This is a genomic window from Paeniglutamicibacter sp. ORCA_105, assembly GCF_045798545.1.
Classification (GTDB): Bacteria; Actinomycetota; Actinomycetes; order Actinomycetales; family Micrococcaceae; genus Paeniglutamicibacter; species Paeniglutamicibacter sulfureus.
The window spans coordinates 1-16,179 of the sequence record NZ_JBIXLM010000035.1; the positions used below are offsets into that span (position 1 = coordinate 1).

Annotated in this window: 16 protein-coding genes and 1 pseudogene; 12 read left to right on the plus strand and 5 right to left on the minus strand. The window is 64.7% G+C overall.

Annotated features, from left to right (window positions below):
* Positions 1-423 (minus strand): annotated as a pseudogene (locus tag ACIPUB_RS15490) (serine hydroxymethyltransferase); the annotation flags it as partial.
* Between the two features lie 166 nt (positions 424-589).
* Between ACIPUB_RS15490 and ACIPUB_RS15495 the strand changes: the two are divergent.
* Positions 590-1,261 carry a GntR family transcriptional regulator gene (locus tag ACIPUB_RS15495; RefSeq protein WP_407608178.1) on the plus strand — a complete coding sequence of 224 codons (672 nt, stop codon included), beginning with the start codon at positions 590-592 and terminating at the stop codon, positions 1,259-1,261.
* Positions 1,262-1,312: 51 nt separating this feature from the next.
* Here ACIPUB_RS15495 and ACIPUB_RS15500 read toward each other — a convergent pair whose 3' ends face one another.
* A complete protein-coding gene (locus ACIPUB_RS15500; protein WP_407608179.1) occupies positions 1,313-2,815 on the minus strand; it encodes a PucR family transcriptional regulator in 1,503 nt (500 codons plus the stop codon).
* Between the two features lie 173 nt (positions 2,816-2,988).
* Between ACIPUB_RS15500 and ACIPUB_RS15505 the strand changes: the two genes are divergently transcribed.
* The 7 genes from ACIPUB_RS15505 (at position 2,989) to ACIPUB_RS15535 (ending at position 10,311) form a co-directional block, all read left to right on the plus strand.
* On the plus strand, positions 2,989-4,584 hold the full coding sequence (locus tag ACIPUB_RS15505) for a purine-cytosine permease family protein (protein ID WP_407608180.1): 1,596 nt from the start codon (positions 2,989-2,991) through the stop codon (positions 4,582-4,584).
* A gap of 156 nt (positions 4,585-4,740) precedes the next feature.
* Entirely contained in the window at positions 4,741-5,535 is a 795-nt protein-coding gene (locus ACIPUB_RS15510) for a creatininase (RefSeq protein WP_407608181.1), read from the plus strand.
* A gap of 181 nt (positions 5,536-5,716) precedes the next feature.
* Positions 5,717-7,117 (plus strand): MFS transporter, encoded by a 1,401-nt coding sequence (locus ACIPUB_RS15515; protein ID WP_407608182.1) that lies wholly within the window; start codon positions 5,717-5,719, stop codon positions 7,115-7,117.
* Positions 7,118-7,177: 60 nt separating this feature from the next.
* Positions 7,178-8,434 carry an aminopeptidase P family protein gene (locus tag ACIPUB_RS15520; protein ID WP_407608183.1) on the plus strand — a complete coding sequence of 419 codons (1,257 nt, stop codon included), beginning with the start codon at positions 7,178-7,180 and terminating at the stop codon, positions 8,432-8,434.
* A gap of 106 nt (positions 8,435-8,540) precedes the next feature.
* On the plus strand, positions 8,541-9,017 hold the full coding sequence (locus ACIPUB_RS15525; RefSeq protein ID WP_407608184.1) for a nucleoside deaminase: 477 nt from the start codon (positions 8,541-8,543) through the stop codon (positions 9,015-9,017).
* Positions 9,018-9,068: 51 nt separating this feature from the next.
* Positions 9,069-9,863 carry an IclR family transcriptional regulator gene (locus ACIPUB_RS15530; RefSeq protein WP_407608185.1) on the plus strand — a complete coding sequence of 265 codons (795 nt, stop codon included), beginning with the start codon at positions 9,069-9,071 and terminating at the stop codon, positions 9,861-9,863.
* Between the two features lie 37 nt (positions 9,864-9,900).
* On the plus strand, positions 9,901-10,311 hold the full coding sequence (locus ACIPUB_RS15535) for a cupin domain-containing protein (RefSeq protein ID WP_407608186.1): 411 nt from the start codon (positions 9,901-9,903) through the stop codon (positions 10,309-10,311).
* Between the two features lie 14 nt (positions 10,312-10,325).
* On the opposite strand, the gene ACIPUB_RS15540 is transcribed toward ACIPUB_RS15535, so the two are convergent.
* Positions 10,326-11,138 carry an alpha/beta fold hydrolase gene (locus ACIPUB_RS15540; RefSeq protein ID WP_407608187.1) on the minus strand — a complete coding sequence of 271 codons (813 nt, stop codon included), beginning with the start codon at positions 11,136-11,138 and terminating at the stop codon, positions 10,326-10,328.
* Positions 11,139-11,308: 170 nt separating this feature from the next.
* Between ACIPUB_RS15540 and ACIPUB_RS15545 the strand changes: the two genes are divergently transcribed.
* Positions 11,309-12,985 carry an FAD-binding dehydrogenase gene (locus ACIPUB_RS15545; RefSeq protein WP_407608188.1) on the plus strand — a complete coding sequence of 559 codons (1,677 nt, stop codon included), beginning with the start codon at positions 11,309-11,311 and terminating at the stop codon, positions 12,983-12,985.
* A gap of 70 nt (positions 12,986-13,055) precedes the next feature.
* On the opposite strand, the gene ACIPUB_RS15550 is transcribed toward ACIPUB_RS15545, so the two are convergent.
* Positions 13,056-13,268 carry a hypothetical protein gene (locus ACIPUB_RS15550; RefSeq protein ID WP_407608189.1) on the minus strand — a complete coding sequence of 71 codons (213 nt, stop codon included), beginning with the start codon at positions 13,266-13,268 and terminating at the stop codon, positions 13,056-13,058.
* A 45-nt stretch (positions 13,269-13,313) separates the two neighbouring features.
* Here ACIPUB_RS15550 and ACIPUB_RS15555 point away from each other — a divergent pair, with 45 nt between their 5' ends.
* Together ACIPUB_RS15555 and ACIPUB_RS15560 are read left to right on the plus strand one after the other, a co-directional pair.
* Positions 13,314-13,817, plus strand: a complete 504-nt coding sequence (locus ACIPUB_RS15555; protein ID WP_407608190.1) for a DUF2087 domain-containing protein — start codon at positions 13,314-13,316, stop codon at positions 13,815-13,817.
* 94 nt (positions 13,818-13,911) lie between these two features.
* Positions 13,912-14,664 carry a hypothetical protein gene (locus tag ACIPUB_RS15560; RefSeq protein ID WP_407608191.1) on the plus strand — a complete coding sequence of 251 codons (753 nt, stop codon included), beginning with the start codon at positions 13,912-13,914 and terminating at the stop codon, positions 14,662-14,664.
* Here the strand turns inward: ACIPUB_RS15560 and ACIPUB_RS15565 are convergent.
* Complete coding sequence (locus ACIPUB_RS15565) at positions 14,656-15,522, minus strand: inositol monophosphatase family protein (protein WP_407608192.1); 867 nt, start codon at positions 15,520-15,522, stop codon at positions 14,656-14,658. The genes ACIPUB_RS15560 and ACIPUB_RS15565 overlap by 9 nt on opposite strands.
* A 124-nt stretch (positions 15,523-15,646) precedes the next feature.
* On the opposite strand from ACIPUB_RS15565, the gene ACIPUB_RS15570 reads away from it, so the two are divergent.
* Positions 15,647-16,147 carry a MarR family winged helix-turn-helix transcriptional regulator gene (locus tag ACIPUB_RS15570; protein ID WP_407608193.1) on the plus strand — a complete coding sequence of 167 codons (501 nt, stop codon included), beginning with the start codon at positions 15,647-15,649 and terminating at the stop codon, positions 16,145-16,147.
* The last annotated feature ends 32 nt before the right edge of the window (positions 16,148-16,179 follow it).

The window sequence follows — 16,179 nt, forward strand, 5'->3', positions numbered from 1 at the left end:
CTTCATGCCGTGGGTCAGGTGCCCGCCGTGGGCCAGGTTCAGGCCCATGATGGTGTCGCCCGGGCGGATCAGCGCGTGCATCACCGAGGCGTTGGCCTGCGCGCCGGAGTGCGGCTGCACATTGGCGAACTCGGCACCGAAGAGCGCCTTGACGCGCTCCAGGGCCAAGGTCTCCACGACGTCGACCTCCTCGCAGCCGCCGTAGTAGCGCTTGCCCGGGTAGCCCTCGGCGTACTTGTTGGTCAACACCGAACCCTGCGCCTGCATCACGGCCAGGGCCGTGTGGTTCTCCGAGGCAATCATCTCCAGGCCACGCTGCTGGCGCGCCAGCTCCGCATCGATCCGCTCCGCGATCTCCGGATCCAGGGTGGCAATGCTCTCGGTCAACGTCGATTCGACAAGCGTGGTGTTCGTGGCCGTCATCCGGTATTCACTCCTTGAAGTACAAGTTGTTGATGATTGATATATCAGAACTGGTTGCAATGCTATGATGGGGATCACATAGTGTCAATGGCTGGCTCAAATAAGTCAGTGAAGGCCATCGAACTACAGTGATTCCGTACCCCGGCTATGTGAAGGAGACATCCGCATGAGTACTATCTCCGCAAACCCGGAGGTGCTGGGCGAGCCCGTATCCCTGGCCGAGCAGTCGTACCGCGACATCCGCGACCGCCTGATCATGCTCGACATCCGTCCCGGGGAGCCGATCAACGACGGGCAGCTTGCCCTTGAGCTCGGAGTGGGGCGCACGCCGGTGCGCGAAGCGCTCAAGCGCCTGGAGATCGACCACCTGGTGGTTTCGTATCCGCGCCGGGGCACCTTTGCCACCATCGTGGACATCACCGAACTGGCGGACGTTTCCGAGCTTCGCCGTTCGCTCGAGCCGATGGCCGCCCGCAAAGCCGCGCTCAGCGCCTCCAGCGCGGACCGCGAAGCGCTGGGAGCGCTGGCTCGCGACATCGAACTGCTGGGGGACCGGCACGTGGACAAGCGCGGTCTGATGCAATACGACCTCAGTGTCCACCGACTGATCTACAGGGCCGCCGGAAACCCGCACCTTGAGGAAGCCTTGATCCGCCTGGACAACCTGGCCACCCGCATCTGGTGCCTGGTGCTGGACAAGGTTCCAACGGTTGCCGGGCATATCGAAGAGCATGTCGAGTTGCTCGATGCCATCGTTGCGGGCGAAGCCGAGACGGCCGAGGCCATGGCGCTGGCGCACATCACCAGCTTCGAACGGACGATCCGCGCGGTTCTGTAGGGCGTTACCTTCCACGCGGACGTGGGGAGTCAGGTCCGCGCGGTGAGTTAGCTACTTGACGGTGGACAGGTTCGACGTGGCCAGCTTGGTGGCCAGTTGCAGGGCGGCAATGCGCGAGCTGCCGCGGGGGTCGCCGCCCAGCAGCTCAAAAATCCTGTTCAGGCGCTTGTGCAGCGTCTGACGTTCCATGAAGAGGGACGCAGCGGCGGCCGTGGAATTGCACCCCGAGGAAAGCCATGCATCCAGGGTCGCCACCAGGTCGCCCGCACGCATGCTGTCGTGGCTGATCAAGTCCGAGAGCATCTCCTGGACGAAGCGGTCCGCTGACTCGCGCCCGAGTTCCCGGACGCAGAGGCGTTCAAGGACCACGTCCTCGCAATCACGCAACCCGCCGGAGTCCGGCATGGGTAGGGCCAGCCGCTCAGTCAGGAACGCCTCCTGCAGTGACCATGAGCCGTGCGTGGCGTCGGCGACCCATGGGCCCATGACGCCCTGGACGGGGATCGCACCGATTTCCCCGCGCAGCCCCCTGAGGATTTTCCGCCTGTCCTCTTTCGGCGAACGGCCCCTGAGCGGGATGAGTCCATAGAGATAGTCGCCATCAAGGTAGGTCTTGATGTCCGGGCTATTGCGCCGCAGGATCCGCTCCAGGGCGCTGCGCATCCGGCCCAGCTCGACGCCGCGGAAAATGACCACGGCCACCGGGACACTTGCCTCGAGCCCGACCCTCGTGCACAGGTCCTTGACCTTGCCGTCGCCCGAGTCGCGGATGATGGCCTGCATCAGTGCCGAATCGGCGATTTGTGAGCGGGTGGGCCGGTGGTGCTGGGAGAGAGCCAGCGCCAGGATGCTGCCCAGCCTCTCGGCAACCGTGGTCAGCAGTTCCCGCTCGGACGGATGCCGGCTTTCCAGATGCAGCCTGGCGCCGACCACGTCGCTGACGAAGATGTCCGAGACGATTTCCATCCCGATTTCGTCCTCGGGGATCCCTCGGCTGCTGGCCAGGGTGATGCCGCCCGGGTCCACCAGGAGGGTGTTCGCCTCCAGGGCTTCCGCGATCAATGCAATCAAGGGATCCAGATTGGGACCGGAGGTTGCGATCTGTTGCGCCAGGCGCTGGGAGATCTCGTCGGCACGCTGCAACGCCATCGCCTGCGCGGAGACGATGCCGCGGTTGATTGTTTCCGCCAATTCGACAAACGGAACCGTGGCGCGCAATTCGATCAGGGGCAGCCCGGCGGCGTCAGCCGCGGCGATGAGCGCGGGGGAGAGGCTTTTGTTCAGTCCGGCGGTCTCAATTGCGAGTGCCGCGACCCTGCGTTCCGCGAGGCTCTGGACGTACTGGACCTGCGCCTCGGGACGCAGTGCCAGGAGCGTTTGGCCGCCGCTAAGCAAAAGCTCCTCGCCGCGCAGTAGCGGCGCGATCTCGAGGACCTCGCTTGAGTGAACCCAGCGCACCCCATTATGGGTGACCTGTTCGGCGCCGGCGACGATGCGAGGTCGTGCCTTGGCGAACAGTGGAAGGGCCAGAACGTCCTTGAGGCTCAGAAGCATGCGTGGATCCTTGCGGTGAAAAGGGCGCCTGATTGGCGATAAGGAGAGCAGGTGACACTTCGTCGCCATAATCGAGAAATAAACATCCACTTTGAGTGTACTGGGTGGCGTAGATCACTCCTAGGCTGGGGCGTAAGTTCTTATCGAACCCCCGCAGTCGAGAGAGTGAACCCATGAGTAGAGATGTTGCCAGTTCATCTGAAAGCGTGACCCATGAGGTCGAGGATTCCCTGCAGCCGATTCCCGAATCTGCCAGGACTACGAAACTTTCCGGGCAGTTTTGGATTTGGGCCGGGGCGAATGTCGCCCCGATCAACTGGATCCTTGGGGCCTTGGGCATCCACTTGGGTCTTGGTCTAGCCGATACCCTGACCGTCCTGATTGCCGGAAACGTCATCGGCATGCTGGGCTTCGGATTCTTTGTCATCCTGGGTCAGAAAACCGGGGCTACCGGCATGTTGCTGGCCCGCGGTGCCTTCGGCCGCCGCGGAGCCTACCTGCCGGCCGCTATCCAGGCCATCATTGCCATCGGCTGGTCCGCGGTCAACACATGGGTCATCCTGGACCTGATTATGGCGCTGTTCGGCATGATCGGCTGGGTTGATCCCACAGCGGGCAACATGCTTTGGCGCATCGCCACTGCAGCTGTCATCATGACCATCCAGGTGGCTATCTGCTACCGCGGATACAAGGCCATCGCACGCTTCGAACGCATCACCATGCCGCCGACCATCATCGTCCTGATCGCCATGTCGATCCTCGCCTGGACGCAGCTGGACATCGACTGGACCTACCAGGGGCCGGTCGGAGAGGTGCTCACCGGCATGCCGCGCATCGCGGCCATGTCCTCGATCATGACCGCGATCGGCATTGGCTGGGGCATCGGCTGGTTCACCTACGCGCCGGACTACTCCCGCTTCGTTTCCAAGCGCATCAAGTCGCACAAGCTCTACATCGTCAGCGTCCTCGGCCAATTCCTCCCGGTTGTTTGGCTCGGGATACTGGGTGCCAGCCTCGCCACGAAGAACGGCACCGCCGACCCCGGCCAACTGATCGTCGAGTCCTTCGGCACCCTGTCGATCCCGGTGATCCTGTTGGTCATCCACGGTCCGATCGCCACCAACATCATCAACATGTACACCTTCGGTGTCGCCACGCAGGCGCTTGACATCAACGTTTCGCGCAAGAAGCTGTGCATCCTGGTCGGCGTCTTGGCCATGGGTGCCGTCATCGCGTTCCTCTTCGCCCACGACTTCGCCGAGGTCCTGCATAACTGGATCATTGCGATTGCCGCCTGGGTGGCAACCTGGGGCGGCATCATGGCGGTCCACTACTTCGTCTTCGAGCGCCGCCACAAGGACTTCTCCTACCTGTTCATGGACCCCAAGTCGACCAAGCTCAAGTCGATCAACCCCGCGGCATTCATTGCCTTCGCCGGCGGCATCCTCATGACCTGGATGTGCATGTACGGCTCGGTCCCTGCTCTCCAGGGCCCGATCGCCACCGCGGTTGGCGGCATCGACTTCTCCTGGCTGGCGGGGACCGGCACCAGCGCAGGGCTCTACTACGCACTGGGCTACCGCCGCTTCAAGTCCCGCATCGAACAGGGCGTCCCGCTGGGCCTGAAGATCGACTGCTCGGACGCCGAGTTCATTCGCCAGCACGGCAGCGCGGAGTTCCTGCTCGCCGAACAGCGGATCGATGACGCGGCGACCCCGGATCCTTCGGCGCAGGAGCCGAATCCCGAACGCCACCCGATCGGATCCTAGCGGCCGGTCTGTTCCGCGGGGCGGCGAAGTCCCGCGGAACAGGGCACTCATCGCCGCCTTGACTTGTCCTTCCTCTTTCCCTTCCCCCCTTGACGCAACCGGCGCCAAGCCGCCGGGCGTCGATTCCCGCGCGCCAACACCACAAGGAGCATCTCGATGCAGTCGGTTTTTCTTGAAGATGTCGATGCTGACACCTACGCCGCCTATGTGGCCCAGCCCCATGCAACCGTCATCATTCCCGCCGGTGCCACGGAGCAGCACGGCCCGCACATGCCATTGGGCGTCGACGCCATGCTGTCGCGGGCCATTGCCGGGGCCGTTGCGTCGAAGATTGGCGCCCTGGTCGCCCCAACAATTTCCTATGGCTACAAGTCGCAGCCGCGCTCCGGCGGCGGCAACCACAGGGTCGGAACCACGAGCCTGAGTGGATCAACGCTCACGGGCCAGATCGAGGACATCGCACGGTCATTTATCGGCCAGGGCTTCACCAGGGTCGTAATCCTCAACGGGCACTTCGAGAACTACCAGTTCATCTATGAGGGGCTGGAAATGGCGGTGGGTCGTTCCCGGGAGATCGGACTGGACGCCCGGGCCATGCTCCTCTCGTATTGGGACTTCGTCGACGAGGAAACCCTGGAGCGGGTCTTCCCCGACGGTTTCCTGGGTTGGGACATTGAGCATGGAGGCGTGTTGGAGACATCCCTGATGATGCTGCTGCATCCGGAGAAGGTGGACATGTCCCGTGCCGTCGACCATCCGCCGGCGCAGCTGAAGCCGTACGACATCTTCCCCGAGGACCCGGCGCGCACGCCGGCAAGCGGGTGCTTGTCATCGCCGACCGGCGCCAGCGCCGAACGCGGACAGCTGCTGCTGGATGCGGTGACCCGCGCAGTGGCCCGGGCCGTGGAAGCGGAGTACTCACTGACCCTGGAGGTGCTCGGCATGAAATAGCGGCACAGGCATGGCTGCGGGTACGCACCGGGGCCGACTTTGCCAAGCCCCCGGGAAGCCCGGGAAATCCGGATGTGGCCCGTATCAAACCCCACCCTTGACAGTGACCCAGCGCACAAATACAGTGAGTGCAACAGCGTTGCAATGAATGCAACTCAAGAAACCTTCTGGTGGTTCCCAAATGATTCAGCGCAAAAACCCCGCGAACGGCATTGATGCCAACGCGCGTTCTGCACCGAGCACGCTCACCGATCTTCCGGCATCCAATCTCGGTCCCACGCTCAGTGGCCAGGAGCGTCCGGATCCAACCGGGATCGGCAAGAAAACCCGCCGCAAGGTCGTGGCAGCAAGTTTCATCGGCAACTTCGTGGAATGGTTCGACTACGCCGTCTACGGCTACCTCGCGGTAACCATCACCGCGGTCTTCTTCCCCAACTCCGACCCGGCAACCGGCTTGATGCTCACCTTCGCACTCTTCGCGATCTCGTTCCTGGTCCGTCCGCTGGGCGGATTCGTTTGGGGCCACCTCGGCGACAAGATCGGCCGCCGCGAGGCACTTTCCTGGTCGATCCTGATCATGTCCGCGGCAACCTTCTGCATCGCACTGATCCCCTCCTACAACACCATCGGCATCTGGGCACCGATCCTGCTGCTGATCATCCGCGTCGTCCAAGGGTTCTCCGCCTCCGGCGAATATGCGGGGGCCTCCGCCTTCCTGGTGGAATATGCCCCGGCCAACCGCCGAGGCCTCTACGCCGCTGTCGTTCCGGCCAGCACCGCCGCCGGCCTGCTGCTCGGCTCGCTCCTGGCGGCTCTGCTGACCGGCCTGCTGGAGCCGGAGCAAATGCAGTCCTGGGGCTGGCGCCTGCCGTTCCTGCTGGCCGCCCCCATGGGCCTGATCGGACGCTACATCCGCACCAGGCTGGAGGATTCCCCGGTCTTCAAGGAACTGGCCAAGGAAGACAACGTCGTCAAGGCACCGGTTAGCGCGCTGTTCAGGAACCACTGGCGCCAGCTCATCCAGGCCGTTGGCGCCGTGCTGCTCAATGCGGTCGGATTCTATGTCATCCTCAGCTACATGCCCACGTACCTGTCCCAGGAATTGGGAATAGACGAAACCGCTTCCTATGTGGCAACCACCGTGGCGCTGACGACCTACATCGGATTCATCTTCCTCACCGGAATGCTCTCTGACCGCTTCGGGCGCAAGAAGGTCCTGATGAGCGCCTCCATCCTCTTCGTGGTGCTGACCGTGCCGGCCTTCATGCTCCTTGACACGGGCAATTTCATGGTCATCATCCTGGTGCAGATCCTGCTCGGTGGCATGCTCAGCCTCAACGACGGGACGCTCCCCAGCTTCCTGGCCGAAATGTTCCCCACCCGGGTCCGGTACTCCGGATTCGCCGTCAGCTTCAACCTGTCCAACGCGCTCTTCGGCGGAACCGCACCCTTCGTGGCCACGTTGCTGATTGCCACCTCCGGCAGCCTGCTTGCCCCGGGCTGGTACCTCATGGGCGCGGCGGCCATCTCGCTGGTCGCCGTCGCCTGCTCGGTGGAAACCAGCAAGAAGGCCCTGGCATAGCGCCACCCCCATCCTTCCCCCAGACCAACACCACACATCAACAACCCAAAGGAGAAAACCATGACCATTGCACCTGCCAACGCAACGAACGTTTCCGAGCTCGAGCGCCTCAAGACGCTGCACAACGGCACCAAGCAGCAGCTGACCTTCTCGGACACCGAGTTCGAGCGCCGCTTGGCCGGTCTGCGCCGGATCATGGCCGCCAAGGAACTGGACGCTGTCATCCTGACCAGCTACCACGGCATCAAGTACTACTCTGATTTCCTGTACACAACCTTCGGCCGCAACTACGCCCTGGTGGTCACCGCCGAAAGCTCGACCACCATCACCGCGAACATCGATGCCGGCATGCCATGGCGCACCAGCTACGGCGACAACATCGTCTACACAGACTGGAAGCGCGACAACTTCTACTTCGGTCTGCAGGAAGCCCTGAAGCGCAACGGCGTCAAGGCCTCGCGCATCGGCGTCGAAGACGACGCCCTTCCGCTGATGACCCGCCAGGCCATCGCGGCCACCTTCGACGGAGCCACCCTGGTCGATGTCTCGCAGGATGCCATGCGCCAGCGCATGATCAAGTCCGCCGAGGAAATAGAGGTCATCAAGCACGGTGCACGCATCGGCGACATCGGCGGCGAAGCCATCAAGGCCGCGATCCGCGAGGGCATCACCGAGTACGAGGTTGCACTGATCGGCACCGAGGCGATGGTGCACGAGATCGCCAAGACCTTCCCGCACCGCGAAGTGCGCGACACCTGGGTATGGTTCCAGTCCGGCATCAACACCGACGGAGCCCACAACTGGGCCACTACCCGCAAGCTGGAGCGTGGGGACATCCTCTCGCTGAACTGCTTCCCGATGACCAGCGGCTACTACACCGCACTGGAGCGCACCCTGTTCCTCGGCGAGCCGGACGAGCGCTCGCTGCAGGTATGGAATGCCAACGTCGAGGTGCACAAGCGCGGCCTGGAGCTGATCAAGCCAGGAGCGGTCTGCAAGGACATCGCCGCCGAGCTCAACGAGATCTTCATCGGCCACGGCCTGCTGCCCAACCGCACCTTCGGCTACGGCCACTCCTTCGGAGTGCTCTCGCACTACTACGGCCGCGAGGCCGGCCTGGAGCTGCGCGAGGACATCGACACGGTGCTGGAGCCGGGCATGGTTGTCTCCATGGAACCGATGGTCACCATTCTTGACGGCGAGCCGGGTGCCGGCGGCTACCGCGAGCACGACATCCTGGTCATCGGCGAGGACGGCGGCGTGGAGAACATCACCAAGTTCGGCTTCGGTCCGGAAAACAACATCATCGACGCCTAGGATCAAGCTGGCATGATGGGGGCGGGTGGGGCGCATGCGTGCACTCCACCCGCCCTCAGCATTTCACCCGAACGTCGCATCCCGACGAAGAATCGAGCCCCACGCCATGACACTGGATGAACACGACCGCGCCGGATACGCCATCGCCCTTGAACAGGCCCGCCTGGGTGCCGGAGAGGGAGGGGTGCCCATTGGCTCGAGCATCCTGGAGAACGGGGTGCTGCTGGGTGCCGGCCGCAACCGCCGCGTGCAAAACGGGGATCCGACGGCGCACGGCGAAATCGACGCGCTGCGCAATGCCGGGCGTCGGGCCTCCTACGCCGGAACCACCCTGTACTCCACGCTGGCGCCCTGCGCCATGTGCTCCGGATCGATCATCCTCTTCGGCATCCGGCGCGTGGTGGTCGGCGAGCAGAAGAACTTCCCCGGGGAACTCGACCTGCTGCGGTCCCGCGGCGTGGAGGTCGTGGTCATCGACGACCCGAAGGCCACCGCACTCATGGAGGACTTCGCCACGCGGAATCCGGGCCTTTGGAATGAGGACATCGGCGTCGACGAGGCCCCGCCCGCCCCGGCGCGGTAGCGTACAACTGTGAACGCACCCACCAGCACCCCACCCACCGGAGGAATTCCCATGGTTGCCCAAGCGGCCGAAACCACCACCGCGGAACCGCGCGGCGCCTCGGTCATTGTCAACGTCATCGACGTGTTGCGGTGCTTCACCGTTGAGCAACCGGTGCTGGGCGTCACGGAGATCGCCGCGCAGGTGGGCCTGCACAAATCAAGCATCTCCCGGATCCTGGCCACGCTCGAACAGGAACGCATCGTGGCCCGCGACGAGGCCACCCGGAAGTACTCGCTGGGACTGGGGCTGATCGCCGTTGCCGGCCCGCTGCTGGCAAACCTCGACGTGCGCCGGGTGTCCTACCCCTTCCTGGCGGAACTGGCGCGGGACACCGGGGAAACCGCGGTGCTGACCATCTGGGACGGCATCGAATCCGTCTCGGTCGAGCAGATCCCCAGCCTCCACCAGGTCAAGCACACCTCGGCCATGGGCAGCCGCTACAACACCGCGCTGAGTGCCTCGGTCCAGGTCTTTCTGGCCCACGAGGAACCGGACCGCGCCGCGGACCTCCTGGAATCCGGTTCCGTGGTTCTGCCCGCGAACACCGCCGGCACCCGCGCTGCCTATCTCAAGCGCCTGGAAGAGGTGCGGGTCCGGGGCTACGCGGCCAACTACGGGGAGACCTCCGGCGAGGAGGTCGGCGTGGCCGCGCCCATCTTCGACCACCGCGGCACGGTCGTGGCTTGTGCCTTGGTCGCCGCCCCTTACTACCGCGTCTCGAAGGAACAACTGGGCAAACTCGGGGCCGCCTGCGTGCAGGCGGCCCGGCAAATCAGCACGCGCCTGGGAGCATCGCCGGCCTAACTGAGGCACGGCAGAACCGACGAAGAAGGGGACACACATGTTTGAACCACGTGGTGCACACACCTTTGACTACGCCCTGCACGAGGGCACCGACACCCGCATGCAATTCCACTTCGCCGACGAGATGCGCATGCCCGTCGCCATCCAGACCTGGGAACTCGAACCCGGCGGACACGAAGGCATGCATGCCCACCACCGGGACGACATGGCCCTCGAGGAGTTTTACCTGGTGCTCGAGGGCACCGCGTCCATGCGCGTGGGCCAGGAACACCACGAGTTGAAGGCGGGGGACAGCGTCCTGGCCCCGGCCGGGGTGGAGCACGATCTGCGCAACACCGGGGACGGCACGCTGCGCGTCCTGGTGGTGTGGGGCGAGGAAGGGCACAAGGACTTCTCCGCCTTCGGGTCCCTCGCCGCGGCGCGGGAAGCCCGGGCCGGAAACGACTGACCGCGCGGCAATGCTCAGGTCGAGGTGCCGCCGAGGAGGGGAAGCAGTTCGTCCATGCGGGCGAGCCATGCTTCGAGCAAGCCGGCGGTGAGCTCGGGTTGGTCCAGGTGCGCGTTGTGTCCTGCCCGCTCGAGGATCGAGAACGTGGAGTTTTCATAGCGCCCCGCCAACGTTGCCAGGTCCTGGTATCCCACCACGTGGTCCTGCCGTCCCGCGATGACCAGGGTGGGCCCCCTGAAAGTCGATGCACGGTCCTCGGGCTCGATGGCCAGGGGGTATCTTCCGGCGATCCTGCCGATCGCCTTGCGGTCAAAACTCCGCAGCCCCGGTAGGGCCGAATCGCGGAAACGGGCCCAGTTCTCCGGGGTTTGGAGTACCGCCATTTCCTGGTAGGCCGCCGCGTCCTCCTGGTCCAGGGAAGCCAACAGGTCCTCATCGGTGTGCAATACCGTCCGGGGCGGCACCCTCCGGCGTCCGTGTTCGGCCACTGCCACCGGACAAAGCAGGGCAAGGCCAAGGACCTGGTCGCCGAATTCCGCCACGAGGTGGCGCGCGATTATTCCACCGAAGGAATTCCCGAGAACCGCGAATCGCTGGATGCCAAAGGCCTTGCGGGCGAACGACGCCACGGCCGCCGCGACGTCATCGGCGCTGCGGATGTCCGGTCCGGCGGCGGATAGACCCATGCCCGGAAGATCGATGTAGACCCGCCGCCAGCCCCCACGCGCGGCAAGCGCCGGGTCGAGCCCAAGCAGCAGGCGGTGGTCCACGCAGAAGCCATGGATCACCAGCAGCGGGGTCCCGGAACCAATCTCGACAAAATGCACCCCTTGAACGCTAGCACCACGCCACGACGGCCACCTGTCGCACGGCCACGCCGGGACGCCCGGGGTGCGGCCCGAGAGGCCAGGTCGTCGAGTGCGCCGTCGCGGCACATGCCGCGCCTCCGATGAAGCGGCGCGTGTGGCCCGCGCCACTTCGGCGCTAGGGTGGATCCATGTCGAACATCCCGCATTCGCAACACTTCGATGTCATCGTCGTCGGTGCCGGCCTGGCCGGACTGGTGGCTGCCACCGAGGCCACCGCGGCCGGGGCACGCGTGCTGCTACTGGACCAGGAATCCGAGGCGAACCTCGGCGGACAGGCCCACTGGAGCTTTGGCGGCATCTTCCTCGTCGACTCGCCGGAACAGCGCCGGCTGGGTGTCAAGGACTCCGCGGACCTCGCGCTGCGGGACTGGGCCAACACCGCGGGCTTCGACCGCGACGAGGATGAGTGGTCCCGCAAGTGGTCCCGCGCCTACGTCCAATGGGCTGCCGGCGGTAAGCGCGAATGGCTGCGTGAACGCGGCATCCGCTTCTTCCCGGTGGTCGGGTGGGCCGAACGCGGCGGGGCAGGGGCCCAAGGTCCGGGAAACTCCGTGCCGCGCTTCCACATCACGTGGGGGACCGGGCCGGGGTTGCTGGCACCCTTCATCCTGGCCGCCCGCACCGCAGAGGCGAAGGGGCAGCTGACTATGCTTTGGCGCCACCAACTCGATGAATTGGTCACCGACAACGGTGCAATCACCGGGGTGCGCGGCACGGTACTTACGGATGATCCGGCACCGCGCGGGGTTGCAACCACCCGCACCAAGGCCGGGGACTTCGAATATTCTGCCCCATCGGTCATCGTTGCCACCGGCGGCATCGGAGGGAACCTGTCCAAGGTGCGCGCCGCGTGGCCGAAACGCTTGGGGACCCCGCCGCAGGACATGGTCTCCGGGGTGCCCGCCCACGTGGACGGACGCGGCCTGGACATCGCCCGGCGGGCAGGGGCGCGGGTGGTCAACGGGGACCGTATGTGGCACTACACCGAGGGAATCGCCAACTGGAACCCGTTATGGGAGCGCCACGGAATCCGCATCCTGCCCGGGCCCAGTTCCTTGTGGCTGGATGCCACCGGCCGGCGGCTGCCGGCTCCGCTGTGGCCCGGCTTCGACACGCTGGGAACCCTCGAATACCTGCGCGGCACCGGGCACGATTACAGCTGGTTCATCTTGAACCGGCGCATCATCGGCAAGGAGTTCGCGCTCTCCGGTTCCGAGCAGAACCCCGACCTCACCGGCAAGGACATCCGCGCGGTGCTGGCACGGGCACGCGTGGATGTCCCCGGCCCGGTCCAGAATTTCCTGGACCACGGCAACGACTTCATCCAGGCAGCCACGATCGGCGAGCTGGTGGCAAAGATGAATCGGCTCACCGGGGACGACCTCTTGGATCCGGCGCAGGTCGCCGGAGTCATCGATGACAGGGATTTGGCGGTGGCGAACAGCTTCGGCAAGGACGGGCAGATCTCGGCTATCACGTCGGCCCGGAACTATCTGGGCGACAAGCTGGTGCGCAGCGTGAAGCCTCACCGCCTCGCGGATCCAAAGGCCGGCCCGCTGATTGCGGTGCGATTGAGGATCCTGACGCGCAAGTCGTTGGGCGGGATCCAGACCGACCTTGATTCCCGGGTGCTGGATGCCGCCGGGGATCCGATCCCGGGCCTATACGCTGCCGGTGAGGCTGCGGGCTTCGGCGGCGGTGGCATGCACGGTTACCGGGCACTCGAGGGGACGTTCCTGGGTGGCTGCCTCATGAGCGGCAGGGTTGCAGGCCGCCACGCCGGCGAGGCTTGGAAGCGAACATAGTGCGAGCCACCAACGTCTCGTCCCTTGTCGGGGGAGCAGTAAGTTCGTGGCTCGGCGTGGGGCGATTCGGTCAGTGCTTGAAGTGGTAGACAGTGCCAAAAAGGACCGCTGATAGGCCGAAGGCGATACCGATCAACATGGGTTCCCATGCGCCTTGGGCGGCAAACATAAAGACGGCGAAGACCGCAAAGAGCAACACCGCCAGGATTCCGCCAAGGATGACCGAGCCGCCACCGTGGTGATGCACAGCAGTCTGCGCATGTCGATGAAATAGAGTAGCCATATCCTCAGGGTAGGCCGAGTAACTAGGAAAAACGAGGGATGGAACATGAAGGATCCAGTGCAGGAATCCGCGGGCGACTGGCGCCAGGTTTTTGGCGCATTGGCCAATGAGGAAACGCGCCGTTTCTACGCCCAACAAGTCCTGGGGTTGGAGAGCGATCTGCGGCCCGAACGCCAGGCCAGGGCTCAGTTGAACCTGGCGAACGCGGGCCTGCTCGATGGGCAGGGCCAGATTGACGGCGAGGTCTTTGCCCGCATCCTGGCCGCGGGTGCACCGCGGGAACCGCGGACGGGGAACGACCGCTTCTTCGACAACGAGGGCCGTATCGACCGCTATCCCAAGAAGCACGAGGAACGTCTGGGCTTGCTGCGTGTGGTGGCAGGTAAGGTGCTGCGGCACGGGGAACGACTCACGGAGGCCGAACTGACCTCGAAACTGGAAGCGTTCAGCGATGATCCGGTGCTCCTGCGCCGCTATCTCGTGGACTACGGGATGTTGCTGCGCCAGCGTGACGGGTCGGCGTATCGGCTGGCCGACGGATCGGACTAGGCCCGGCAATTGTGTCCTGCCCGCGACAGGGAGTAATTTCTTAGGTGAACGGTTGCGGCAGCTGCCGCCCCGCCCCGTACCTTTCAGGAGCCAAATGTCTGACCCGTATGCCCGTCCGGGCGGAGATCCCCACCACGGATCGTGGTCGTCTCCCGGCGGGTACCCGGGGCAACCCGGATCCGGCCAGGAGCCCTACGGGGGCCAATATCCGCCCAACGGGTACTACGGGTACTACGGCAACGGTGGCAACCAGCCGCCGCCGCGCACGCATGGGATGACGACATTCGCCATGGTGACTGGAATCGTGGCGGCCGTGATTTCCCTGGTCCCCTTCCTGGGCTTCATTTCCTTTGTATTGGGTCCACTGGCCATGGTGCTGGGCATCGTCGGCATCGCCAAGCGGTTCAGGAGCCGCGGATTCAGCGTCACGGCATTGGTGACGGGGACATTCGGGCTGCTGGTCTCGATTCTCTACGCAGTGTTGCTTTCCACGATCCTCTCGTTTTACGACAATACGCAGAGCTTTGAATTTGAGGCCGAGGGCACCGGCGAATATGAGCTCTCGCTGACCACGACCTCGGCCCTGCCCGTGACCACCAACGAATCCGGCCGGTACAGAAGCACCGTTGACGCCTCGACGCTCTTTGGCGGCATCGTCGTCACGAATCTCGATGGCAACCGCGGCACCATCAGCTGCCGGATCTATGATTCGACGGGAAACCTGTTGGTGGAAAACACCGATGTGGGCATCGATGCGGTCGCCGAATGCATGCTCAGCGACGTCCTGGTACGCAAGGTCGAGGACCTGGACTTTCCCGAGGAAATCAGCGCCCGCGGCCTAGGCTGAGCCGAGGGCGCCCCGCGCGTTGCGGGCAGCGATGATCCGGTGGATCGATTCGTCCAGCACCGGGTAGTCGGCACCCGGGCCCAACGCCAGGAAGCACGGGGCCTCGTGGTCGGGCAGCGTGTGCACGTCATAGCGGAAGCCCAGGTACGTGCCACCTGCGCGACGCACCAGCAGCGCACCGGCGGCAACGTCCCAGGGCTTGGTGTCGAAGCCAATGGTTGCATCGCACCATCCGGCTGCCACATGGGCCAGGGCCATGGCGGCGGAGACCTTGCGGCGGACGGTGGCAAAGGCCCCGACCCACGCGCCGAACTCGCGCAGGCCCGCCTCCCCGTCGGCTTCCAGGGCTTCGGCCGACGGATAGTCGGTCATGATGTTCGCATGTTTCTGGTCGGGTCTGGATCCGGGCGCCAGGATCGTGCCGTTGAGGTAGGCATGTTGCGCGTCGGCGGTGAATTCCAGGTCGGCGATGGGGTCAAGCACGACTGCCGCCAGCAGCACCCCGTCGCGGGCCGCGGCAATGGAGATGCAGAAGAAGGCAACCCCGTGGGTGAAGTTGCTGGTCCCGTCTATGGGGTCGACGATCCATTCGATGCTTCCCGCGCCGGTGCTGCCGTCTTCTTCGCCCAGGACCCGGGAATCGGGCTCGGCCGCCAGCAGGTGTCCGCGAATGATCTCTTCGCTCTGCCTGTCGAACGCCGTCACCAGGTCGTGGGCGTTGGTCTTGTTTTCGCGTGCCACGTCCTGGCGGAATGCCCCGCGCAGGACCGGTGCGGCCAGCCGCGCCGCATCCAGGGCGATCGAGCGCAGCCGTGCAGCCAGGGTGATATCGGGGGTGCTGAAATTTTCGGTGCTCACGATCCACCAGCCTAGCCGCTGTGAGATGTACCAAATTGGTTTGACGAGGCAACTAAATTGACCATATGGTTGCCGTGGGCAACATTTGCCTTGGTCAACCATATTTGCGAAGGAGTGCTATCCGTTGCAACGCGGTGAAACCTCAACACTTGAACTGGTCGAAAGCCTGACAGCCCTCCAGCGCACCTTGCGCTGCGTCGGGCACCTGAGCGAAGGAAAGCAGCCGGTGGGCTTCGCGGCACTTGGCGTCCTGGCCTACGTCCAGCGCAACCAACCCACCCGAGCCACCGACATTGCCCAGTGGATCGGCATCGGGCCCGCGGCGCTGAGCCGCCAGGTCGTTGAGCTGGAAAGCTCGGGATTGCTGGTACGGAGCCCGAGCCCCACGGACGCCCGTGCCCAATTGATTTCCCTCACTCCCCAGGGCGCCGAGGAGGTCGAAAAGGCCTACGACAGGCGCGCAACGGTGCTGGCCGGGCTGCTCAAGGACTGGGACGAAGCGAAAATCTCCGCGGCGGCAGCCACGGTGAACAACATTCAAAAGGTGCTGCGCGCCGGGCTGGACGGCATCAACGGAAAGACCACCCCGTCGGCCAACGGCCCGGAAGGGGCTCCCATTGTCTGAGCAGCGGCAGTCTGTCGACCGGACGCGGGAGC